Source organism: Nocardia colli (assembly GCF_008704205.1).
Classification (GTDB): Bacteria; Actinomycetota; Actinomycetes; order Mycobacteriales; family Mycobacteriaceae; genus Nocardia; species Nocardia colli.
This window is the reverse complement of the sequence record NZ_VXLC01000011.1, coordinates 1-21,654: the sequence shown is the minus strand read 5'-3', so window position 1 is coordinate 21,654 and position 21,654 is coordinate 1. Positions and strand designations below refer to the sequence as shown.

Sequence of the window (21,654 nt, the reverse complement as noted above, 5' to 3'; positions counted from 1 at the left end):
TCAGGCCGATTCAGCCCGCGTGCGCCGGGTAGGCGTGCACGACAGCGGTGTTCAGTTTGGGCACGACGTGGGTGAGGGTGTGCTCGGCCTCGTGCGCGACGCGGTGGGCGTCGGCGAGGGTGATGGTCGGGGCGACGTCCAATTCGACGTCCGCGTGCAGCCGGTGGCCGATCCAGCGCATGCGCAGGCTGCGGACCCCCTGCACGCCCGGCTCTGCGGCCAGGGCCCGCTCGGCGGCGGTCACCAGGCCCGGCTCGACCGCGTCCATCAGCCGGCGCAGCACGTCCCTGGCCGCGGTGCGCAGGACCGCGAGGATGGCGACGGTGATCAGCAAGCCGATGATCGGGTCGGCGAGCGGGAAGCCGAGTGCGACGCCGGCCGCGCCGAGCAGCACCGCCAGCGAGGTGAACCCGTCGGTGCGGGCGTGCAGGCCGTCGGCGATCAACGCGGCCGAGCCGATGCGCCGGCCGACCCGGATCCGATACAGCGCGACGGTCTCGTTGCCGAGGAAACCGATCACCCCCGCGAGGGCGACCCAGCCGAGGTGCTCGATCGGCACCGGCGCCAGCAGCCTGCGGACCGCTTCGTATCCGGCGATCAAGGCCGACAGCGCGATCATCGCGACGACGAACAAGCCGGCGAGATCCTCTGCGCGACCGAAACCGTAGGTATAGCGGCGGGTGGCCGCGCGGCGGCCCAGCGCGAACGCGATCCACAGCGGCACCGCGGTCAACGCGTCGGAGAAGTTGTGAATTGTGTCCGCCGCCAACGCAACTGAGCTGGATGCCAGCACGACCAGGACCTGCAACACCGCGGTCACGCCGAGCACCACCAGGCTGATCTTCACCGCGCGGATGCCGACGGCACTGGCCTCCAGCGCGTCGTCGACGCTGTCGGCCGCGTCGTGGCCGTGCGGCACGAAGATCTCCCGCAGCACCCCGCGCAACCCCTTCGGATGCTCGTGGGTGTGTTCGCCATGTGCGTGCCGGTGCCCGAAACTTCCTGGCTCTCCGTTACTTTCGTGGTGCGTCATTGCGCGGTTCCAGTCCGTCCGGGCAGCTCTCGAACAACCTCGCCGCGGTGATGCGGCGGAATGCCGGGACCCGCGTGCTCGGCGTTGTGGACGGCATCCACAACGAGCTGCCGGACATGTTCGTTCTCCAGGCTGTAGTAGATCGTGGTGCCGGAGCGGCGAGTGCTGACCAGTCGCGCCATCCGCAGCTTGGCCAGATGCTGGGACACCGAGGGCGCGGGTTTGCCGACGGAGCCGGCCAGGTCGTTCACCGACAGTTCGCGATCGACCAATGCCCACAGCACCCGAACCCGGGTGGCGTCGGCCAACATCCGGAAAACCTCGACAACCAGACCGACCTGATCCTCCGCCAGTTGCGGCCGACCTTCCTGGCTATCTGCATTCATAAGCAGATAATAGACCAGGCAAATGCCCCATGGCTACGGCGAATTCCCCGAGTTCATCCCCACCGGACCGGAATGGCGGCGACACCCCCTGCGTGGCCGCCGACATGCCGGTCCGTCCCCATCGAACCGTTCACTGTCTTAGTCGCTATGGCGCGAGTGCGCCAGCCAACCTGCCGGAACAACATCCGAATGAGACAAAACCCGCCGGTCGGTCACCGCTGGACAACCGGCAGTTACCGCCGTGACCAGCGCGAATTCGCCCGCGCCGCAGCGTCGCTCGCGATGTCGATGTGCGATTACATCTGCACGCCCATAGCAGGCCGACCAGTAGGCTTTGTCCGTTTTTCTCGATTCAGCGTACTCAGCCACACGCCTGCCACGACGCGCCGAGCCGGTGTGCCAACAGGAAATTCATCAAGTCGTGTTGCAACTCGACGCCGCGGCCGGACTGCATCAGCAACCCGCCGCCGATGTGGTCGGGACCGATCGGCGTCCGGAACTCGGCGAGGACGCAACTGCCCGCGGCGTATCGCTCGACCGTGGTCGGCACCGGGTCCGTGGTGGCCGTGACCGTGGTCGGCACACTGGGCACCGCGGGCTCGCCCGCGACCCGGTAAGCGCCGAGCCACTGGGTCAGGTTCGCCCGGCCGATCGGATACAGGCTGGTCTGATCGGCCAAGTCCTGCAAGAAGAATCCGGGCACCGGCCGGGCTCGTTCGCCCATCGCGGCGACGATCGATGCGCCGGACAGGTCCGCGCTGAACGTCTGCGGGTTCAGGCCGTACGGCCCGCCCGCCATGGGCGCGATGGCCGCGTACAGATCCGGATAGCCCGCGGCCATGACCGTGGACATCGCGCCGCCCGCGGAATATCCGCCGACGTACACGCGCGAACGATCCAGCCCGAACTCGCCGATCAAGGACTTGGTGAGGTCGGCGATGATCGACGACTCCCCTTGTCCGCGTGCCTGATTCGCCGGATCGAACCAGTTCCAGCAGTATCGCTCGTTGGCCGCCGCGGTCTGGATCGGATAGGCGAGCACGAACCCGAGTTCGTCGGCCACCTTGGTCAGCGAGAATCCGGTGTCGGCGAGCTGGCTCTGCGGATCGGTGCAGCCGTGCAGGTAGACCATGAGCGGCTTGCCGGTCGGATCTCCGGGCGGAACATGCAGGTAGTAGTCCCGCGCGCCCGCCGCATTGGCGAAGCTGCGTCCGACCACCGGCGCCTGCGCCGAGGCCGGGCCGGCGAGCAGGAAGGGCATGCTCAGCGCCATGAGGGCGAGCACGACAGTCGTCATTCGGCCACGCGGCCTACTACGCACCATCGAGATTCCTTCCAGCAAGGTCGTTGTCGAATGTACCGCCGCCGGATGACGAACGGGCGCAAAGGGTTCCGCACGTACTGAGCGATCGATCACAACCACCGCGCCACCCGGCCCGCCGGTCGCGCGCGAAGTAGCGACGACCTGACGCCCGCAACGGCGCTCCGCTCGCTAGCGTAGGGGTATGCCAGTGGATCGAATGCTGCCGACGTCCGAGGCTCGGGACCTGCTCGAGCTGACCCGCGATATCGCCGACAAGGTGCTCGAGCCGCGGGTGGTCGAGTGCGAGAAGACCGGGACGTTCCCCGACGGCGTCTTCCCCGCGCTCGGCGCGGCCGGCCTGCTGAGCCTGCCGTATCCCGAGGAATTCGGCGGCGGCGCCCAGCCCTACGAGGTGTACCTCCAGGTGCTCGAGGAACTGGCGGCGCGCTGGGCGGCGGTCGCGGTGGCGGTCAGCGTGCACAGCCTGTCCTGCCATCCGCTGTTCACCTTCGGCACCGATGAGCAGCAGCAGCGCTGGCTCGGCGACCTGCTCGGCGGCGAAACCATCGGCGCCTACAGCCTTTCCGAGCCGCACGCCGGTTCGGACGCGGCCGCGCTGCGCTGCCGGGCGGCGAAAGTCGAAGGCGGATACCGGATCACCGGCGCGAAGGCGTGGATCACCAACGGCGGCCGCGCCGATTTCTACACCCTGTTCGCCCGGACCGGCGAAGGCTCCCGCGGTATTTCGTGCTTCCTGGTGCCGCGCGACACCGAGGGCCTGAGCTTCGGCAAGCCCGAGGAGAAGATGGGCCTGCGCGCCGTGCCCACCACCACCGCCGCCTACGACGACGCGTTCCTGCCTGACGAACGACTGATCGGCGAAGCGGGACAAGGGCTTTCGATCGCGTTCAGCGCCCTGGACTCCGGCCGGCTCGGCATCGCCGCCGTGGCGACCGGCTTGGCCCAGCGCGCACTCGACGACGCGGTCGCCTACGCCAAGGAGCGCGAAGCGTTCGGCCGTCACATCATCGATCACCAGGGCCTCGGCTTCGTGCTCGCCGACATGGCGGCCGCCGTCGATTCGGCCCGTGCCACCTATCTCGACGCCGCCCGCCGCCGCGACGCCGGACTCCCCTACTCGCGCCAGGCCAGCGTCGCGAAACTCATCGCCACCGACGCCGCCATGAAGGTCACCACCGACGCCGTCCAGGTGCTCGGCGGGTACGGCTACACCCAGGACTTCCCAGTCGAGCGCTACATGCGCGAGGCCAAGGTCATGCAGATCTTCGAGGGGACCAACCAGATCCAGCGCCTGGTCATCGCCCGTCAGCTCGCCGGGAACTGACCGCCGATCTGGCCGAAAATGCCGATTCACTGACCGCGGATCTCTTCGGACCTGCGGATTCGGCGCTTAGGCTCGGATCATGACAACGCCGTCCATCATCATTATCGGAGCGGGGTTCGCCGGACTCGGGGTGGCGCTCGAGCTGCGGCGGGCCGGGCTGGATTCGTTCACCATCCTGGAACGCGCCGCGGATCTGGGCGGCGTATGGCGGGAGAACACCTATCCGGGCGCCGCGTGCGACGTGCCCTCGCCGCTGTACTCATGGTCGTATGCGCCCAAATCCGATTGGCCCCGGCGGTTTTCGGAGCAGCGCGACATCCATGAGTACATGCGCGGGGTCGCCGGGAAGCACGACCTGACCCGGTTCATCAAGTTCGGCACCGAGGTGACCGACGCGGAGTTCGACGAGCGGACCGGACGCTGGACCGTCACCACCGCGGACGGCACGCAGCTCAGCGCCGATATTCTCGTACCCGCGGTCGGCCAGCTCTCGCGGCCGGCCATGCCGAACATTCCGGGCATCGACACCTTCGCCGGACCTGCCTTCCACTCCGCCGAGTGGGATCACCGCGTCGACCTGGCCGGCAAGCGCGTCGCCTGCATCGGCACCGGAGCCAGTGCGATCCAATACATTCCGCGCATTCAGCCCGCGGCCGCGCACCTCACGCTGTTCCAGCGGTCGGCGGCGTGGGTGCTGCCGAAGTTCGACACCGAATACAGCACGACGCACAAGGCGGTGTTCAAATACCTGCCGCCGACCCGGCTCGCCGAACGGTTCGCGATCTGGTCGCTGTTCGAGGTGCTCGCGCTGGCGCTGACCGACATCCCGGCGATGAAGGCCCCCGTGATCGCGCTGGCCGATCGGCACCGGGAAAAGCAGGTGCCCGACGCGGAACTGCGCGAAAAGCTGACCCCCGACTACGCGGCGGGTTGCAAGCGCGGCCTGTTCTCCAACGAGTACTTTCCCGCGCTGGCCCAGCCGAACGTCACGGTGGAGACCACGGCGATCGAGGCGATCACGCCGACCGGCATCCGCACCGCCGACGGCGTCGAGCACGAGGTCGATGTGATCGTCTACGGCACCGGGTTCAAGGGCACCGAATTCCTCGCGCCGATGAACATCTACGGCGTAGGCGGGCGCAAGCTGGCCGACGTCTGGGGCGAGGAGGGGGCGCGCGCCTTCCTCGGGTTGTCCGTGCCGAACTTCCCGAACCTGTTCATGATGTACGGCCCGAACACCAATGTGGGCTCCGGTTCGATCATCTACATGCTGGAATCGCAGGCGCGCTACATCCGGCAGGTCGCGCAGTACCTCACCGACCGGCCCGGCCGCTATCTGGCCGCCAGGGCGAGCGCCGAACAGCACTGGGACGACTGGCTGCAGCGGCGGCTGAAAGATACGCCGTGGAATTTCTGTTCCAGCTGGTATCGCAACGCGGCGGGCCGCATCACCAACAACTGGCCGGGCGCCACCGTGCTCTACCGCTGGAAGACAAAGACTTTCGAGCTGGCCGACTACGACGAGGCGCAGGCCGACCGGCCGCTGGCCGACGTGCGCTAACTCCCAGACCGCGCCGTCTGTTTTCAGCCGGGTCTCAGCAAGTGCCCAGTAAACTGGGCATTGTTTCCGGACCCGGCTATGGAAGAGGTACGCGCGGTGTTGTGGCTACTGATCGTCGTGGTGATCGTGGCGGTGGGCGCCCTCATCGTGGTGCAATCCCGGCAGAGCAAGCAGCGCACGGCCACCGAGCTCGCCGACGCGCTGGCCGACGCGCGCCAGGTCAACGAGCGGCTCGGCGGCCAGATCTACAACCTCACCGGCTCGAACGAGGCGGCCAAGCAGGCGTTGGTCGACGCGTCCGAGCGGCAGCTCGCCGCCGGGTCGCAACTCGATCAGGCGCGCACGCCCGCGCAGGCGCGACTGGCGAAACAGACTGCGCTGGAAGGGCTCTATTACATTCGCGCGGCGCGCACTGCGATGGGCATGGACCCTGGGCCCGACGTTCCGGCGCTGGACGGGCAGGACTCCGCAGGCAAGGTCACCGAGCAGCGGGTCGTCGAGCATGACGGGCGGGAGATCGCGGCCTCGCCGGAGCCCTCGTCGGCGACGCCGAACTACTACCCGGGTGGCCGAGTCGCGGGACGTCCGGTTCCTGCGGGGTGGTACTCCGAGCCGTGGTGGAAGCCCGCGCTGATCGGCGGGGCCTGGGGGCTCGGGTCGGCGCTGCTGTTCTCGTCGCTGTTCTCCGGGATGTCCGGGGTCGGGTATGACGCGCAAGGGTTCGAGAGCGGGTACGGCGACGGGTACCAGGACGGGTTTGCGGCCGCGGGGAATGACGGTGGGTACGACCCGGGTGCGGGCGACACCGGCGGGTACGACTCCGGTAGTGACGCAGGCGGATTCGACGGTGGCGGCTGGGATGGTGGTGGGTTCGACAGCGGTGGTTTCGATGGTGGCGGCGGGTTCGATGGTGGGAGTTTCTGAGCTGGTCCACTACGGCTAGCACCACCCTCTGGCCGCCTGCCTGCACGGTTGTTTTCGTATCGCGCCGTGCTGGACTGTTGATGAATGATCATGCAGCGCAAGCGAACCGCGATGATCGCGGTGGCATTGGCAGCAGTCGGCACGGCGTGCGGGAATTCTGTGGGAGCACCTGAATTTCCGACCGGTTTCTGGCAGGTGGACGACTACGGGAGTGTGCTCGCCGTAGCTGCCGACGCACTGGAGACTTACCAGGTGACGGCTCTGAGCTGCATGAAGGACGAGACGGCCACTCGTTCCGGGAATCCGGGCAGGTACGTCACCGAAGGCAAGGACGTGCTCACTGTGCGGCCCGGCGATCATCCGGATCGGGCCTTGCTGCACATCGATGGGTCGCCGGGCGACCGCACGCTGCGGCGTCTCGCCGGGCTGCCGACAACATGCGGTACCGAGCCCGCCGCCTTCGATGTCTTCTGGCAGACGTTTCAGGAGAACTATCCGTTCTTTGCCGCGAAAGATATTGACTGGCAACAGGTTCGGGACCGATTCCGCGACCGCGCCGATCTGGCCGAGCAGCGCGGTGACGATGCCGAACTCTTCGCGACGCTGCGGGATATGGTCGCGCCGCTCAACGACGCACACGTGGTCGTGTCGGCGGGCGACAGCGGATTCTTCGGCACCGGCCGGCCCGGTACGACCATCCCCGGCCCGCAACTCGATCAACAGGTCAAAGAGTTCGTCCAGCGTCGCGACCTCCAGCACTCGCTCACCGAATTCGCCAACGGACGCATCGGCTACGCGGACATCCCCGGGCGGGACTACGGCTACCTGCGGGTTTCCTCGTTCAGCGGCTACACCGCGGACCGGACCTTCGCCGCCGACAGCGCCGAACTCGATCGCGCGCTCGACGCGATCTTCACCGCGGACCGGCTGGGCCGGCTGCGCGGACTGGTCTTGGATCTGCGCGTCAACGGTGGTGGCTCAGACAGCCTCGGCCTCCAACTGGCCGCCCGGCTCACCGACCGACCCTATTTCGCCTACGCCAAGAAGACCCGCGGCACCGAGCCTCAGCCGCAACGCGTCGAACCGGCCCGCATCGGCTTCGCCGGACCCATCGCGATCCTGACCGGCGGATCCACGGTCAGCGCCGGCGAGACCTTCACCCAGGCAATGTTGGAACGCCCCTCGCGTACAACAAGAATCGGCGAACCCACGCAAGGTGTTTTCTCCGATGTGATGGAACGCAAACTGCCCGGCGCCCGGCACGCGGACTGGTGGTTCGGCGTACCCAACGAGGAGTTCCTGACCTCGAACGGCCGGACCTTCGACGGCACCGGCATCCCACCCGAACTGACCGAGCCCGTCTTCACCGACGAGGAATTCGCCCAGCAACGCGACTCCGCTTTCGATCGCGCGATGCAGTGGCTGACCAGCGGCGCTTGACGCCGGCGGCAAACTGTCTGAGACTGTCAGCATCTCGAATTCGGATTGGCTGGCGGCAACCGGTCGGGAGCACATGCTGGGAGGGCTCATGACGCTGACCACAGCCGGTATTCCGGTCGAGGATTTCGGCACGCGATCGCGCCGCTGGGCCAGGGAATGTTACGAGTGGTCGAAGGTGCCGTTCCTGCCGTCGAGCCAGCGGGTCGGCCGGGTCTACGACGTAGTCGGCCCGCAGAACCTGTTCGGCGAGGACTCGCTGTTCATCAATCTCGGCTACTGGCGCGACAATCCGGCCACCCTCGACGAGGCGAGCAAGGACCTGGCCCGGCTGGTCGCCCGCGAGGCGAGCCTCGGCTCCGACGACATCCAGCTCGACGTCGGCTTCGGCTACGGCGACCAGGACTTCCTCTGGGCCGAGGAGTTCAAGCCGAAGCAGATCGTCGGCGTGAACATCGCCGTCGAACAGATCGAGATCGCCAGCCGGCGCGCCGCCGAACTCGGCCTCGACCACCGGATCAGCTACGTGTACGGCTCCGCGATCGACCTACCGCGCGACAACGAATCGTGCACCAAGGTGACCGCCCTCGAGTCCGCCTTCCATTTCCCCTCGTACACAAAATTTTTCGCCGAGGCACACCGCGTCTTGCAGCCCGGCGGCAAGCTCGTCACCGCCGACATCGTGCCCCGCACCAACCGCGCCTCGAAGGCCCTCGTCAACCTGTCCGACCGCCCCGGCGTCCGCCGCCTCCCCGGCACCCTGCACGAACGCGACTTCTTCGACATCCACCACTACCGCCAGGCGCTCACCGACGCCGGCTTCAGCGACGTCATCACCTACTCCATCCGCCACGAGGTCTACGCACCCCTCGCCACCTACCTCAGCAAACGCCTCCGCGACCACGACATGCGTCGCGTCAACCCCGCCCTCCGCCTCGCCTTCAGCCGCCCCGGCCTCACCCTCTGGGGCCCCTGGGCCGACTACATCATCGCCGTAGGCACCAAGAAACCCTGACCCCCGAATCCGTTTCGGCCCCAGCCCCCCGACCCGGTAGACTCCCCAACGTCCCGGTCCCACCACCGGGCCAGCCCTCGTAGCTCAGGGGATAGAGCACCGCTCTCCTAAAGCGGGTGTCGCAGGTTCGAATCCTGCCGAGGGCACAAAGCCGGGAACGAACTTTTCAGGTCAGGCCAATTTTGCGCGTCGCTACGTATTGCCATGCCTCAATGCGAAAGCTGTTGAGGTACAGCACGCCTGCTCCAAACGGAGGACGCTGCCATGAGGAACGAATTCCCAGCGGATTGCGCGATAGTGCGGAGTCATGGCACGGTCCACTGGCGCCGAGCCCAGAGCGCTTCGAGCCTGTCCGAGACCGACTCGATACCGGGCGGGAGGGCGACCGAGTGCGCAGCGTCCCAAACGTTCGCCATGACAGAGCGCACCGTGCCTTGCGCGATTCGCGGCGCCAGCCCCCACGAACGGGCTTCGGCCACAAGGTCCGATTCGTCGATCGAGTCGATGCTGGTGCGCCCGTTGATGATGTGGCCTGTGCCTTTGAATCTAGGATCCAGGTACCTGACCGGCGCGGAATCGTACATCGGTGCCAGTGACACCTCGCCGCGACGGCCGAGCAGGAGTGAATAGTTCTTCGAATGCGCGTCACCGTTGCCGATGATGACATTGAAGGTCACCACCGACAGTAGGTCGACGCGGAACGCCTGAGGATCCATCGCACGGTCGGCGGCCACGGACGCGAGGCGGCGCAGCCTGGATCCGAGCTGTTCGGACTCGGTTGTACTTTCATATTTTGCGCCGGGGTCCAGACCGAGCGACTGACAGAAATCCTCCTGGTGCAGTCTGTCCCCGTCCGGGGTGCGGTCATAGCGGGCGACGACGAGAGCGCTACGTCCGTCGAACGATTCGACAGTAGTCTGTGCGGCACTAAGGCCCGCGGCACCGGCTACAGACATCGCCCAATGTTCGGCCTGAATGAGATGCGGCACGGTCGCGCCAGCCAACGGCTCAGGTTTGATGATGTGTGACGACACCGCGCCGCCTTCGGGCCATCCCCAGGATCCGTCCGGTCGCGCGACCAACAGCACCTTGTCCTGAATTCCCGCAAGCGACGCCTGCGGAACGGCCCCTTCGGGGAGGTGGTAGGTGGGGAGATCAGCAACGAGCCGGTTGACTTCGTCATCGGCGAGCTCCCTGATCGCCCCCATAGACGGCACTTCACCTTCCGGGACGAACTGCACCGCACCCGCGCATTCAGCACCTACCGCTCGCAGTAGCTCCAGCTTGTCGATGGAGGTAACCCCGAGACTCGCGGCGAGATGGCGGCGGAGATTCCCCTCGGGAAGGAGTCCTTCCAGGAAGGCGGCCACAGGTCGACTGCCCACCCCCTTTGCATCAGTGACCGCCTTGGTATCGAAAGGCAGTGCAAGCGATAGCACCCGGGCTCCCTGACCAAAAACGTCCAGCGCTTCGTCAGTGAACTCGAGCTTGTATCGGTAGGTGCTGGGCTCAGTGAGGTGGGCGACGTGATGTCCGTACAACCACACATCCAAACCGGGGACCTTGTTGCGGCCCATCGAGTTACCGCCCCTCGACGGTGACCCGGCTGAACTTCGGCACTACAACGGTTTCGTAGCCGCACTCGGATAGCGCGCGAATGGCGGTCTCCATATTGACCGCGCCTCCCCTTTCCAGCCGCGAGACAGTCATCCTCGTGACGCCGAGCCGCTCGGCAAGATCTGCCTGGTGCAGGCCTCGCTGCTCCCGAGCACGGCGCACTGCTTGGCCGAACTCGGCCGGGGTGACAGCCCTAGCGTGATCCATATATCGATCATAACACGTGTCAGCCTAAAAGATTCATATATCGATCACGTGGCAAGCGAGTGCCTGGAGATCGATATATGGATCACCACCTATCGGCACTCGCACTGCTTGCTGACCAGCACTCACGCTTAGGCTGCCGGAATCCCCAGCAGGGGAGAGCCGGCGATGACCTTGCAAGCACTGAGTTGCCGACCCGCTCTCGCCGACCAACGCGGTCGACAGTATCGGCAGTTGCCGGGAGCTACGTGGTGGCGGCAAAAGGGGATCCGCCACCCGATTGGGCAGGGAATCAGGCGTTGATTGTGGCTACGGCTTCTCGGCCGTAGTTGGTGGCGTAGGCGTTTTCGATGCCTACGAGGATGTCGACTACCTCGAAGTAGCGGTCCCAGAAGGGGGTTTCACGGAGGGCTTCGATTACCAGTTGGAAGGACTGGTGGTCGATGGCTTCCCAGACCCAGACGTCGGTTACGCGGGCTGAGTAGAACTCGGTGTCGAAGAAGCGGGATCGGACGTTGGCGACCTTGGCTCGGACCGGGTCGAGGATTTCCTTGGTGAAGACCTCGAATCGGCGGGGGATGGTGAGGGCGAGCCACTCGGGGGTGGTTCGGACCAGGATGAAGGCGGTCAGGCCGGGTTCGAAGGTGTTGTCGCTCATGGTGTTTCGTGCTCCTCAAGTGGGTCATCGGTTGCAATAGTTATAGATCACAGTGTCTCGATATGAGAGCTCGTAGTCAAGACCAGCCCGAGAGGTAGCGCCTGCACCGTGGCGTACGTCGCAGGTAGTGCGGAAAATATTTCGAGACAGCGTGTCTTTGTTCTGCTATCTTTTCGGTACACGATGACTCGAAACTAGAGCGGGTCGTCTCGTACTCGAGGAGGTCACGCTGATGCGTGCATTTGTCACCGGAGCCAGCGGCTGGATCGGCTCCGCAACCGTCGATGAGCTGCTGGACGCAGGTCACGAGGTGGTCGGGTTGGCACGGTCGGACGCCGCTGCCGAACTGCTGGAGAAGAAAGGGGCGATCGTTCTGCGCGGCGACCTCGATGAGCTCGACTCGCTGCGCCGTGGTGCGTCCGAGGCGGACGCCGTCGTGCATCTGGCGAACAAGCACGACTGGGGTAACCCCGCGGAGTCAGACCGCGCCGAGCGGGCCGCGGTCGAGGCGATGGCCGAGGCGCTGGTCGGCACGGACCGGCCGCTGATGGTCGCGAATGGGCTGTCGGGACTGGTAGAAGGCCGGTCCGTGCTGGAGACGGATCCCTCGCCGGCGGTCGGCCCGGACTCCGATCGGGGCGGCAGCGAGAACCTCGCGCTCGATTACGTCGAGCGCGGCGTGCGATCCATGATCATCCGGTTCGCCCCGTCCATACACGGGGAAGGCGACTGGGGTTTCGTCACGTTCCTCGCCGCCGCCGCACGCAAGCAGGGCGTCTCGGGCTACATCGGCGACGGGTCCACGACCTGGTCGGCGGCGCACCGCTCCGACGCCGCCCGGCTGATCCGGCTCGGAATCGAAAGCGCCCCTGCCGGAACGCGTTTGCACGCGGCCGCCGAGGAGTCCATCACCACGCGCGCGATCGCGGAAGCGCTCGGCCGTTCGCTCGAACTCCCGGTGACCTCGATCGATCCGCAGGACGCGGACGCGCACTTCGGCATCGTCGGCCACTTCTTCGGGCTGTCCATGACGGCGTCGAGCGAGCTCACCCGCGCGACCGTCCCGTGGGTGCCGACCGGGCCGACCCTGATCGAGGACATCGAGAACGGTGCGTACCGGCAATGACCGCGCGGGGGCTCGGCCGCGTCGGATAAACGGTGCACGATGACCCCATATGCTGGCGGCGTGAGGAAACCTGCCACCCCGGGGCGTCCGCGCAGCGAGACCGCTCGGCTCGCCGTCCTGCACGCGGTCGACGATCTGCTGGTCGAGATCGGCTATTCGGCGATGACCATGAAGGGCATCGCCGAACACGCCGGTGTCGGCCGGCAGACCGTCTATCGGTGGTGGCCGACCAAGGCGCACATCCTGATCGAGTCGTGCGCCGACGACGCACGCGGCGAACTGACCGTCCCCGTGCACACGGACCCGGTCCGGATGATCACCGACTTCCTGGTCGCCCTCACCCAATTCCTGACCACCTCGGCGGCCGGCGCGGCCTACCGGGCCCTGCTCGGCGAAGCCCAGCACGACACCGAGGTGAGCAAGCTCGTCGCCGAAGCCGACCTGCTCGCCGAACCGGCCCGCACCGTGCTGGACCACATCCGCCCGCACTTCCCCGGCCTCCCCGACGACCAACTCGCCGTCGCCGAACTATGCGGCCCGGTCGTCCTCATCGTCATCACCGGAAACGCTCCCCCACCACTGCGCGCCCTCCGCGGCCACGCCCAACGCCTCGCCGCCGCCTGGGCCTGACCCGAAGCCCCGAGTTCGCCGATTTCCGGCAGAACGGGACTGCGCATCAGCGCTAGCCGCATCAGCGGTTCAGCAGCTCGCGCAGCGCCTCGGTGACGGTGGCCGGGGATTCCTCGGCCATGAAATGGCCGCAGCTGACCGTGGTGTGCTTCAGGTCGGGAGCCCAAGCGCGCCAAAGAGATTCGGCGTCGAAGCCGAGCGCTGCGCCCCAATCCTGTTGGAGGACCGAGACGGGCATGCGGAGGTGGTTGCCTGCGGCGCGGTCGGTTCGGTCGTGGTCGAGGTCGAGGCCGGCGGAGGCGCGGTAGTCGGCGACGATGCTGGGGACGGCGGCGGCGCTGGCGCGCAGGTAGGCGGCGCGGAATTCGGGTGGGATGGCGGCGGGGTCGCGGGTCCAGATGTCGAGGAAGTGGCCGAAGAAGGCGTCGGGGGTGGCGGCGATCATTTGTTCGGGCAGGCCGGGGGGTTGGGCCATCAGGTAGAGGTGGAAGCCGACGGCGGCGGTGACGCCGTGCATGACGTCCCACATGTCGAGGGTGGGCAGGACGTCGAGGGAGGCCAGGTGGGTGACGGTGTCTGGGTGGTCGAGGCCGGCGCGGATGGCGACGAGGGCACCGCGGTCGTGGCCGGCCAGCGCGAATCGCTCGTGGCCGAGAGCCTTGGCGACCGCGACGACGTCGGCGGCCATGGTGCGCTTCGAGTAGGTGCTCCCGGTCTCGGCGGGCTTGTCGCTGTCGCCGTAACCGCGCAGGTCAGGGCAGATGACGGTGTGGTCGGCGGCCAGGTCTGCGGCGACGTGCCGCCACATCAGATGGGTCTGCGGGAAGCCGTGCAGCAGCACGACGGGACTGCCCGCGCCGCCCACCGCGACATTGAGTTCGACCTGGTCGGCGACCGCGATCCGCTGGTAGTCGAATCCGGTAATCTTCGGTGTCATGAGGTGTCCTTCCGGTGTTCGCTGGTGACGCCAGACAGTCTTTTCGCCCGCACTCAGCAACTGGTCAGCAGCGACTGAGTACGGCGTCGTGACGCATCTTCGTTTCGGCGTGCTCGGGCCGATCGGCGCCGAACGCGGCGGCCGGCCACTGCCGTTGAAAGGGCCGAAGCATCGCGCGGTGCTGGCGCGATTGCTGGTCGCGCGGGGGCGGATGGTCTCGGTGGATCAGCTGATCGATGACCTGTGGGAACGGCCGCCGCAGGGTGCGGTGGGGGCGATTCAAACGTTCGTCGCGGATCTGCGGCGGGCGCTCGAACCCGACCGCGCGCCGCGCACGCCGGCCGAGGTGCTGGTGACGGTCACACCCGGATACGCGCTGCGCACCGAGCCGGACGCGGTGGACGCGGACCAGTTCGAAGCCGCCGTCGTCCGGGCCGCCGAACTGCTCACGATGGAAAACTTCGACCGGGCACTGTCGACCGCCGACGCGGCAATGGCGCTGTGGCAAGGTCCGCCATACGCGGAATTCGCCGAACAAGGTTGGGCGCGTGCCGAAGTCGACCGGCTCGACGGGCTGCGCTTGCTCGCCGCCGAACACCGCGCTGCCGCACTGATCGAACTGGCACGACCCGCGGAAGCTGTGCCCGCGTTGAATTCCCTGCTCGCCGAGCATTCTTTGCGCGAACACGCGTGGGAGTTGCTCGCGGTCGCGCTCTACCGATCCGGCAGGCAGAGCGACGCCCTGGCCGCGCTGCGCCGTATCCGTCACCTCTTGCGCACCGAACTAGGCGCAGACCCTGGACCGGAACTCCAGCGGGCCGAGGCCGACATCCTGGCCCAAGCACCACGTCTGCTGCCGAACGCCCGAACTTCCTCGCCTGGAAGGGGTTTCGTCGGGCGTCGGCTGGAGTTCACGGCGATCCAACACGCCGCCGACGATGCCGCCCGACACGGACGCGTGCGATTGGCATTACTCGCCGGTGAGGCCGGTGCTGGCAAAAGCACACTCACCGAACAGGTTTCGTCTGCATTGACCGGCAATGGGTGGCTCACCGCGCGCGGCGAGAGCCCAGCGGATCTAGGTGTCCCGCCCGGCTGGGCGTGGACGAGGATTCTCGCCACCCTGACCGCAGCGGATCATGCGGCGAGCACCTGGCCGGACCAGGTCGCGACCACAGATCCGGCCGAGGCGCGCTTTCTGTTTCATCGCGCAGCGGCCGACTACCTGGCGTCGGTATCGCGACGCACGCCGATTCTGCTGGTCTTCGACGACATCCACAATGCCGGTGCGGAAACCCTCGACCTGCTCTCCGCCCTGGTCACCGGGGGTATACCAGGCCCGGTACTCGTATTGGCGACGTACCGCAGCACCGAGATCAGCACCGAACTCACCACCACTCTGGGCAAGATGGCACCCTTCGAACCCGTTCGCGTGTATCTGAGCGGCCTGTCCGAGGACGACACCACCACCTTGGTACGCGAGATCGCCGGACCGGATATCGCCGAACGTGACGGCTCCCGAATTCACCGGCGCAGCAATGGAAATCCCTTCTTCGTTCGCGAGCTGGCCCGTCTGCTCCGCGACGAAGGACCCGACGCATTCGACGCCGTCCCGCCGGGCGTCCGCGAGGTCATCCGGCATCGCCTGACCATCCTGCCGCAGTCCGCGCAAACCCTGGTCCAGCAGGCTTCCGTACTCGGCGAAGACGTCGACCGCGAGATCCTCATCGACCTGGCGGGCAACACCGGCGCGCTCGACAGCCTCGAAATCGCCTTGGCAGCAGGTCTGTTCACCGAACAGTCCGATGGTTCGCTGCGCTTCACCCACGCCTTGGTTCGCGACACTGTCTACCGCGACATCAGCGGACCACGCCGAGCACAGTGGCATGGCGAGATCGGCCGTCTGCTCGAAAAGATCAGCACCACAGATGTTTCCGTCTTGGCCCACCACTTCATCCGTGCACAAAGCCGCGCGACCGCACCGAGCGCCGCCCGATACGCCAGCGCCGCGGCACTCGAGGCCGAACACGGATTCGCACTCGGCGAGGCTGCCAGGCAATGGCGCGCAGCACTCGACGCCTTCGACCGAATGCCCGAACCGGACCCGTCCGCACGACTCGACGCGATCACCGGCCTCGCCCGAACATCGGCGGTCACCGGCGATCTCGCCGAGGCCCGCACCTACCGCGAACTGGCCGTCACGCAGGCCGAACAATGGGCCGATCCGGTCCGCGCCGCACGCGTGATCAGCTCCTTCGACATCCCCGCCATCTGGACCACCAACGACGATCCCGACCTTGCGGCCCACATCGTCACCGCCGCCGAACGCACCCTCGCCGCCCTCCCCGCCGAACACCGCGAGCTGCGCGCCAGGTTATGCACAACAATCGCCCTCGAACTGCGCGGCGCCGCAGACGATCGCGGACTCCATGCCGCCGCGGAAGCGGAAACGATCGCCCGCGAACTCGACGATCCCGCCCTCCTGGCCTTCGCCCTCAACGGCCGCTTCATTCACACCTTCCACCGCACCGGCCTGAGCCCGGAACGCGCCCGCATCGGCGACGAACTCATCGCACTCGGCCGACAGCATCGACTGCCCACCTTCGAGGTCCTCGGCCACCTCATCGGCATTCAAACAGCATGCGCAACAGCAAATCTCAAATCAGCCGACGCCCATGCAGGGGCCGCGGACCACCTCGCGGCCGACTACGAACTACCGATGGTCGGCGTCTTCACCCACTGGTATGCCGCCCTACGCATCGCGCTCACCGGCAATCAGTCCAAAGCCGAGACGGCCTACCGCGCCGCCGCCAAGCTGCTCACCGGCAGCGGAATGCCCGGCGTCGAGCAGGGTCTCCTCCCTCTCGCCCTGCTCTGCCTGCGACTCCAGCACGGCATGCCGCCCGACGACCCAACCGCTGCATGGGGCCCTTACGAACCGTGGGTCCGCCCGATCATCCTCTCCGCCAACGGACTTCGCGACGAAGCAGCCGCAGCACTGAAAGCCGTCCCCGACTCCCCCCGCGACCTCCTGCTCGAACTACGCACGTGCCTGCACGCCCGCGCCGCCCTCACCCTCGGCGACGAACCGGCCATGCGCCACTGCTACGACCGATTACTCCCCGCCGCAACCGAACTCGCCGGAGCAGGCAGCGGCCTGATCACCTTGGAACCGGTCGCCCACTACCTCGCCGAACTCGCCACCGCACTCGGCAAGCCGCAAGCCGACGAGCACCGACGGCAAGCACTCACCCTCACCCGGCGCGCGAAGTCGCCCGAATAGCGGTCACTCCACGGTCATTTCCCCCATCGCCGACCAATCGGTCCCGTCGATGGTCCGGCTGATGATCTTCGGCGTCGACGCGAGCGCCTGCGGCAATTCGGCTACCGCGGCCTTGAAATGGGCGCTGTTCACGTGCGCCTCGCCGGCCGCCTGATCGAAAAACGCCTCCACCAGAACGAATTCGGCCGGGTCATCGACGCTGCGGGACCACTCGAACCACAGATTCCCCGCCTCGGCACGAGTCAGCGCCGTGAACGGCCCGACGAGCTCGAGCCACCGGTCCGTCCACTCCGGCTTGGTCTTGAACTTGACGACGATGAAGATCATGACGCTCCTGCGGTAGTCGGGCTGCCGCGACACAGCCCGACCCACTGCGGTCGGCCGGGCGGCGATCGTGACGAACACCCCATTGTCGGACGATCAGTAGATGTTGGAGGGCCGAACGAGCCCCTCGGCCAGGTCACCGAATCCGGGCGCGATGATCGCGCCTGGGTTGACCATGATCTCCTCGACGATCAGCGTCTCGGTGGTCAGCAGCAGCGCGGCAATCGACGCGGCACTGCGCAGGGCCGAATGCGTGACCTTGAGCGGATCGATCACCCCCGCGTCGAACATGTCGACGTAGGCGTCGGTCATCGCGTTGAATCCGTGCCCGACGGGCAGCTTCGACACGGTCGCCACGGCCTCGTCCCCGTCGTAACCGGCATTGATCGCGATCCAGCGCAACGGTTCCTCGACCGCACGCCGCACGATCTCCCGCCCTTCGGCGGCATCGCCGGTGAGTTCGAGCAGGTCCAGCGCCGGTTGGGCCTGGAGCAGCGCGGTGCCGCCGCCGGCGACCACCCCCTCCTCCATCGCCGCCCGCGTCGCCGACAGCGAGTCCTCCACCCGGTGCAGCTTCTCCTTCAGCTCGACATCGGTGGCCGCGCCGACGTGCACGACGGCGACCGACCCGGACAGCCGGGCGATGCGCAGCTTCAGGTTGTCCTGATCGTGCTCGTTCTCGGCCCGTTCGAGTTCACGCTCGAGCTGAGCGATGCGCGCCTTGGCGTCGTCGGGCGCGCCCGCCCCGTCGACCAGCGTGGTCGAGCGTTCGGTGACGGTCACCTTCCGCGCCTGGCCGAGGTGCTCGACCCGGATGTTCTCCAGCGCGACACCGGAGTCGGCACTCACCACGGTGCCGCCGAGAACCGTTGCGAGATCCTCCAATTCGGCGACCCGCCGATGTCCGAAGCCGGGTGCGCGCACGACCACCGAGCGGAACGTGTCGTGCACATTGTTGGTCACCAGCATGCTCAATGCCGGGCCGTCCATGTTCTCGCAGAGGATCACCAGCGGCCGCCCGGCGCGTTGCACCTGCTCGAGCACCGGCATCAGCGTCTGAACCGTGGAGATCTTCTGGTTCGTCAGCAGCACGTACGCGTTGTCCAGGACCGCCTCCATCCGGTCCTTGTCGGTCACGAAGTACGGCGAGAGGTAACCGTGGTCGAATTCGAGTCCGTCGATGTACCCGAGCCCGAGACCGAGCCGCGGCGACTCCTCCACGCTCACAACACCATTCACACCGACCCGGGCCAGCGCCGCCGCGATGACGTCGCCGATCTCGCTGTCGTTGTTCGCCGAGAGCATCGCCACGTGCCGCAGCTCCGCCTCCTCGGTGATGCTGCGACTGCGCTCGCGCAGCAGCTCGACGACCGCTGCCGTCGCGTGCTCGATACCCCGCTTGAGCTGGATCGGATTCGCGCCCTCGGCCACGGCGCGCAGGCCTTCGCGCACCATCGCCTGGGCCAGCACGGTCGCGGTGGTGGTGCCGTCGCCGGCCACCCCGTTGGTCTTGGTCGCCACCTCTTTGACCAGCTGCGCGCCCATATTGGCGAATGGATCGCGCAGCTGGATCTCCTTGGCGATGGTCACGCCGTCGTTGGTGATGGTCGGCGCGCCGGTGAGCTTCTCCAGCACCGCGTTGCGGCCCTTCGGCCCGAGCGTCACCTTCACCGCGTCCGCGACGGCGTTCACACCTTGTTCGAGCAGCCCGCGGGCGTTCGCGCCGAAGCGCAGTTCCTTGGCCATATCGCACACACCTTTGGTCGAAGTTCAGTTGTCGAAATGCCGTGTCACGGAACGAGAATCGCCCGGCCGCGGACCCGGCCCGCGTCCAGATCGCGCAGCGCGGCAGCGAAGTCGTCCAGCGCGTACCGCGTCGTGTGCAGCCGCACCCGGTTCTGCGCGGCGAGCACCATCAGCTCGACCAGGTCGTTGTAAGAGCCGACGAGGTTGCCGATGAAGTTGATCTCGGTCGAGATGATGTCGATGGTCGGGACCGAGAGCACGCCGCCGTAGCCGATGACGTAGTAGTTGCCCGCCCGGCGCAGCATCGCGACGCCGGCCTCGATCGCCCCACCCTCGCCGACGAAATCGATCACCGCTTCGGCGCCGTTGCCGCCGGTGAGCTCGAGCACGGCAGCGGCCTCGTTTCCGTCGGCCTGCACCGTGTGGTGTGCGCCGATCTCCTGCGCCAAGGCCAGGGCAGCCGGGGACCGGTCCACCACGATCATTTCCGCGGACGACAACGCCGCGAACACCTGAATGCCGATGTGCCCCAAGCCGCCCGCACCGATCAACACCGCCTTGTCGCCGGGACGCAATGCCCGAGCGGCCTTGGCAACCGCGTGGTAGGCCGTGAGTCCGGCGTCGGCGAGCGCCGCGACATCGGCGGGCACCAGTGCCGAATCCAGTTTCACGACCGCGCGGGCGTTCGTGCGCAGGTACTCGGCGTAACCACCGTTGGTGTCGATGCCCGGGAATTGCGAACTGGCGCAATGGACATCGTCGCCGGCCCGGCAGGCGCGGCAGAGACCGCAGGTCATCAGCGGGTGCAGGATCACCGGATCGCCGGGTCGCAACCCGGTCACCGCGGGCCCGACCGCTTCGATCCAGCCCGCGTTCTCGTGCCCGATCGTGTACGGGAGCGTGACGCCGCTCTTCTGCTCCCACTGCCCCTCGATGATGTGCAGATCGGTGCGGCAGACGCCGGCCCCGCCGATCTTCACGATCACGTCCAGGGGCGACTCGATCACCGGGTCCGCGACCTCGACCAGTTCCGGCTTCGAGTCGTAGGCGGCCAGTTGCACGGCCTTCATCGCCCTGCTCCGTTCTCATACGTTGTGGTGCTGGAGGTTTCGCCGTAACGGGTGGCGAGCAGGCCACGGCAGAAGTGCGCGTTGCCCTCGATGCTGACCCGCACCGCACGGGCATAGCGCAGCCGGATCGCCAGGTCGCCGGACTGCAACGCGGCGCCGTGCTCGTCTACGAGAAGCATTGCGCCGGGATCGTTTCCGAGTCCGATGGCCGCGCGCCGACGTAACAGCGAGGTCCGCTCGCGCCCGTCGGGCACATCGCCGAGCGTCAGTTCCAATGGCGCGTCGGTCATTCGGTCCGCCGCCGACAGCTTGCGCACGACGCGTTCCAGCGCGGCGATATAGGCCTTGCGCTGGAACGTCTTTCGCAGCTCGTCGAGTTCACGCGTCGCCTCGCCGGGGAAGCTGCCGGTGAACCCGGCGCCGTCCGCCACACCGGCGTTGATCTGCTCTGCGGCGAAATGGTCCTCCAGCAGCACCGTGACGGCATCGACCTCCGGCAGCGCCGCGACCGCGTCATGGGCGTCCGCGACCATCAGATACGCGAAGTTCGGCGCGCAGAAGTAGGCGGGCAACCGCAGCCGGATCACGACTTCCCGCCCGTCCAGCACCCGCACCTCGGTGACGAACCGCAAGGTGGTGACCGGTTCGTCCAGCTCCGGGTCCCGCACCGTGTCGAGTGCGGCCCACACCCGCTCGGCAACGGTCTTCGTCTGCGCGACGGTGGTCATGCCGGCACCCGATCGGCGGGCTGACCGTCGTGCGACGGCTGCACCTCGCCTGGCACCTCGAATCCGTACAGCCGGGCCAGATTCAGGCCGAGGATCTTCTTCTTCGCCTCCGTGCTGATCGTGCCGTACTCCGGCTGGAGGTCCTCGGGGATCTGGAAGTCGACGAACTTCTCGATCAGCCAGGCGGGCTTCCAGATCGCGTAGTCACTGGCGAAGGTCAGCCGGTTCTCGTCGAGCCAGTACAGGAGTTCGCCGATGACCTGCGCGAAATACCGTGGGCGGGTGTGGATGAACGGCATCGCGACGGCCAGGCCGCCGTACACGTTG

The 21,654-nt window shown here is 67.2% G+C and carries 20 protein-coding genes and 1 tRNA gene; 9 read left to right on the top strand and 12 right to left on the bottom strand.

Annotated elements, in window-relative coordinates; translation table 11 throughout:
* Positions 1 to 10 precede the first annotated feature (10 nt).
* From F3087_RS22615 to F3087_RS22605, 3 genes are all read right to left on the bottom strand, one after another.
* On the bottom strand, positions 11 to 1,033 hold the full coding sequence (locus tag F3087_RS22615; RefSeq protein ID WP_150404038.1) for a cation diffusion facilitator family transporter: 1,023 nt from the start codon (positions 1,031 to 1,033) through the stop codon (positions 11 to 13).
* The gene (locus F3087_RS22610) at positions 1,030 to 1,419 is read right to left on the bottom strand and encodes an ArsR/SmtB family transcription factor (RefSeq protein WP_150404037.1); all 390 of its coding nucleotides are present in this window, start codon (positions 1,417 to 1,419) and stop codon (positions 1,030 to 1,032) included. The genes F3087_RS22615 and F3087_RS22610 overlap by 4 nt, the downstream gene beginning before the upstream one ends.
* Positions 1,420 to 1,780: 361 nt before the next feature.
* A complete protein-coding gene (locus F3087_RS22605) occupies positions 1,781 to 2,743 on the bottom strand; it encodes an extracellular catalytic domain type 1 short-chain-length polyhydroxyalkanoate depolymerase (protein ID WP_150404036.1) in 963 nt (320 codons plus the stop codon).
* Between the two features lie 181 nt (positions 2,744 to 2,924).
* Here F3087_RS22605 and F3087_RS22600 point away from each other — a divergent pair, with 181 nt between their 5' ends.
* The 6 genes from F3087_RS22600 to F3087_RS22575 all read left to right on the top strand — a co-directional run bounded on the left by F3087_RS22600 (position 2,925) and on the right by F3087_RS22575 (position 9,150).
* Positions 2,925 to 4,067 carry an acyl-CoA dehydrogenase family protein gene (locus F3087_RS22600; RefSeq protein ID WP_150404035.1) on the top strand — a complete coding sequence of 381 codons (1,143 nt, stop codon included), beginning with the start codon at positions 2,925 to 2,927 and terminating at the stop codon, positions 4,065 to 4,067.
* A gap of 79 nt (positions 4,068 to 4,146) precedes the next feature.
* The gene (locus F3087_RS22595) at positions 4,147 to 5,628 is read left to right on the top strand and encodes a flavin-containing monooxygenase (RefSeq protein ID WP_150404034.1); all 1,482 of its coding nucleotides are present in this window, start codon (positions 4,147 to 4,149) and stop codon (positions 5,626 to 5,628) included.
* A gap of 78 nt (positions 5,629 to 5,706) precedes the next feature.
* Positions 5,707 to 6,552: a glycosyltransferase family protein gene (locus F3087_RS22590; protein ID WP_223885270.1), complete on the top strand. Its 846-nt coding sequence runs from the start codon at positions 5,707 to 5,709 to the stop codon at positions 6,550 to 6,552.
* A gap of 159 nt (positions 6,553 to 6,711) precedes the next feature.
* Entirely contained in the window at positions 6,712 to 7,992 is a 1,281-nt protein-coding gene (locus F3087_RS22585) for a S41 family peptidase (protein WP_223885269.1), read from the top strand.
* Positions 7,993 to 8,080: 88 nt separating this feature from the next.
* Positions 8,081 to 9,004: a class I SAM-dependent methyltransferase gene (locus tag F3087_RS22580; protein ID WP_150404032.1), complete on the top strand. Its 924-nt coding sequence runs from the start codon at positions 8,081 to 8,083 to the stop codon at positions 9,002 to 9,004.
* 73 nt (positions 9,005 to 9,077) lie between these two features.
* Positions 9,078 to 9,150 (top strand) — tRNA-Arg (locus tag F3087_RS22575).
* Positions 9,151 to 9,309: 159 nt separating this feature from the next.
* Here the strand turns inward: F3087_RS22575 and F3087_RS22570 are convergent.
* The 3 genes from F3087_RS22570 to F3087_RS22560 form a co-directional block, all read right to left on the bottom strand.
* The gene (locus F3087_RS22570; protein ID WP_150404031.1) at positions 9,310 to 10,581 is read right to left on the bottom strand and encodes a type II toxin-antitoxin system HipA family toxin; all 1,272 of its coding nucleotides are present in this window, start codon (positions 10,579 to 10,581) and stop codon (positions 9,310 to 9,312) included.
* Between the two features lie 4 nt (positions 10,582 to 10,585).
* On the bottom strand, positions 10,586 to 10,828 hold the full coding sequence (locus F3087_RS22565) for a helix-turn-helix domain-containing protein (RefSeq protein WP_150404030.1): 243 nt from the start codon (positions 10,826 to 10,828) through the stop codon (positions 10,586 to 10,588).
* A gap of 289 nt (positions 10,829 to 11,117) precedes the next feature.
* A complete protein-coding gene (locus F3087_RS22560; protein WP_150404029.1) occupies positions 11,118 to 11,483 on the bottom strand; it encodes a darcynin family protein in 366 nt (121 codons plus the stop codon).
* 232 nt (positions 11,484 to 11,715) lie between these two features.
* On the opposite strand from F3087_RS22560, the gene F3087_RS22555 reads away from it, so the two are divergent.
* Complete coding sequence (locus F3087_RS22555) at positions 11,716 to 12,609, top strand: SDR family oxidoreductase (protein WP_150404028.1); 894 nt, start codon at positions 11,716 to 11,718, stop codon at positions 12,607 to 12,609.
* A 60-nt stretch (positions 12,610 to 12,669) separates the two neighbouring features.
* Entirely contained in the window at positions 12,670 to 13,239 is a 570-nt protein-coding gene (locus F3087_RS22550; protein WP_223885268.1) for a TetR/AcrR family transcriptional regulator, read from the top strand.
* Positions 13,240 to 13,300: 61 nt separating this feature from the next.
* On the opposite strand, the gene F3087_RS22545 is transcribed toward F3087_RS22550, so the two are convergent.
* Entirely contained in the window at positions 13,301 to 14,176 is an 876-nt protein-coding gene (locus F3087_RS22545; RefSeq protein WP_150404026.1) for an alpha/beta fold hydrolase, read from the bottom strand.
* 88 nt (positions 14,177 to 14,264) lie between these two features.
* Between F3087_RS22545 and F3087_RS22540 the strand changes: the two genes are divergently transcribed.
* A complete protein-coding gene (locus F3087_RS22540; protein ID WP_150404025.1) occupies positions 14,265 to 17,459 on the top strand; it encodes an AfsR/SARP family transcriptional regulator in 3,195 nt (1,064 codons plus the stop codon).
* Positions 17,460 to 17,462: 3 nt separating this feature from the next.
* On the opposite strand, the gene F3087_RS22535 is transcribed toward F3087_RS22540, so the two are convergent.
* The 5 genes from F3087_RS22535 to F3087_RS22515 all read right to left on the bottom strand — a co-directional run.
* Positions 17,463 to 17,786 (bottom strand): putative quinol monooxygenase, encoded by a 324-nt coding sequence (locus F3087_RS22535; protein WP_150404024.1) that lies wholly within the window; start codon positions 17,784 to 17,786, stop codon positions 17,463 to 17,465.
* A gap of 93 nt (positions 17,787 to 17,879) precedes the next feature.
* Entirely contained in the window at positions 17,880 to 19,529 is a 1,650-nt protein-coding gene (gene groL, locus F3087_RS22530; protein ID WP_150404023.1) for a chaperonin GroEL, read from the bottom strand.
* A gap of 44 nt (positions 19,530 to 19,573) precedes the next feature.
* Positions 19,574 to 20,599, bottom strand: a complete 1,026-nt coding sequence (locus F3087_RS22525; protein WP_150404022.1) for an NAD(P)-dependent alcohol dehydrogenase — start codon at positions 20,597 to 20,599, stop codon at positions 19,574 to 19,576.
* The gene (locus F3087_RS22520; protein WP_150404021.1) at positions 20,596 to 21,327 is read right to left on the bottom strand and encodes an iron-sulfur cluster assembly protein; all 732 of its coding nucleotides are present in this window, start codon (positions 21,325 to 21,327) and stop codon (positions 20,596 to 20,598) included. The genes F3087_RS22525 and F3087_RS22520 overlap by 4 nt, the downstream gene beginning before the upstream one ends.
* On the bottom strand, positions 21,324 to 21,654 hold a 331-nt coding region (locus tag F3087_RS22515), incomplete at its 5' end, for an amidohydrolase family protein (protein ID WP_150404020.1). The genes F3087_RS22520 and F3087_RS22515, both read right to left, overlap by 4 nt.

Bases quoted from the DNA above. Each gene is read 5' to 3' on its own strand.
- F3087_RS22580 (WP_150404032.1), top strand. From the start codon at position 8,081: ATGACGCTGACCACAGCCGGTATTCCGGTCGAGGATTTCGGCACGCGA.
- F3087_RS22525 (WP_150404022.1), bottom strand. From the start codon at position 20,599: ATGAAGGCCGTGCAACTGGCCGCCTACGACTCGAAGCCGGAACTGGTC.
- groL (WP_150404023.1), bottom strand. From the start codon at position 19,529: ATGGCCAAGGAACTGCGCTTCGGCGCGAACGCCCGCGGGCTGCTCGAA.
- F3087_RS22535 (WP_150404024.1), bottom strand. From the start codon at position 17,786: ATGATCTTCATCGTCGTCAAGTTCAAGACCAAGCCGGAGTGGACGGAC.
- F3087_RS22595 (WP_150404034.1), top strand. From the start codon at position 4,147: ATGACAACGCCGTCCATCATCATTATCGGAGCGGGGTTCGCCGGACTC.
- F3087_RS22545 (WP_150404026.1), bottom strand. From the start codon at position 14,176: ATGACACCGAAGATTACCGGATTCGACTACCAGCGGATCGCGGTCGCC.
- F3087_RS22615 (WP_150404038.1), bottom strand. From the start codon at position 1,033: ATGACGCACCACGAAAGTAACGGAGAGCCAGGAAGTTTCGGGCACCGG.
- F3087_RS22610 (WP_150404037.1), bottom strand. From the start codon at position 1,419: ATGAATGCAGATAGCCAGGAAGGTCGGCCGCAACTGGCGGAGGATCAG.
- F3087_RS22560 (WP_150404029.1), bottom strand. From the start codon at position 11,483: ATGAGCGACAACACCTTCGAACCCGGCCTGACCGCCTTCATCCTGGTC.
- F3087_RS22520 (WP_150404021.1), bottom strand. From the start codon at position 21,327: ATGACCACCGTCGCGCAGACGAAGACCGTTGCCGAGCGGGTGTGGGCC.
- F3087_RS22600 (WP_150404035.1), top strand. From the start codon at position 2,925: ATGCCAGTGGATCGAATGCTGCCGACGTCCGAGGCTCGGGACCTGCTC.
- F3087_RS22555 (WP_150404028.1), top strand. From the start codon at position 11,716: ATGCGTGCATTTGTCACCGGAGCCAGCGGCTGGATCGGCTCCGCAACC.
- F3087_RS22570 (WP_150404031.1), bottom strand. From the start codon at position 10,581: ATGGGCCGCAACAAGGTCCCCGGTTTGGATGTGTGGTTGTACGGACAT.
- F3087_RS22590 (WP_223885270.1), top strand. From the start codon at position 5,707: ATGGAAGAGGTACGCGCGGTGTTGTGGCTACTGATCGTCGTGGTGATC.
- F3087_RS22605 (WP_150404036.1), bottom strand. From the start codon at position 2,743: ATGGTGCGTAGTAGGCCGCGTGGCCGAATGACGACTGTCGTGCTCGCC.
- F3087_RS22565 (WP_150404030.1), bottom strand. From the start codon at position 10,828: ATGGATCACGCTAGGGCTGTCACCCCGGCCGAGTTCGGCCAAGCAGTG.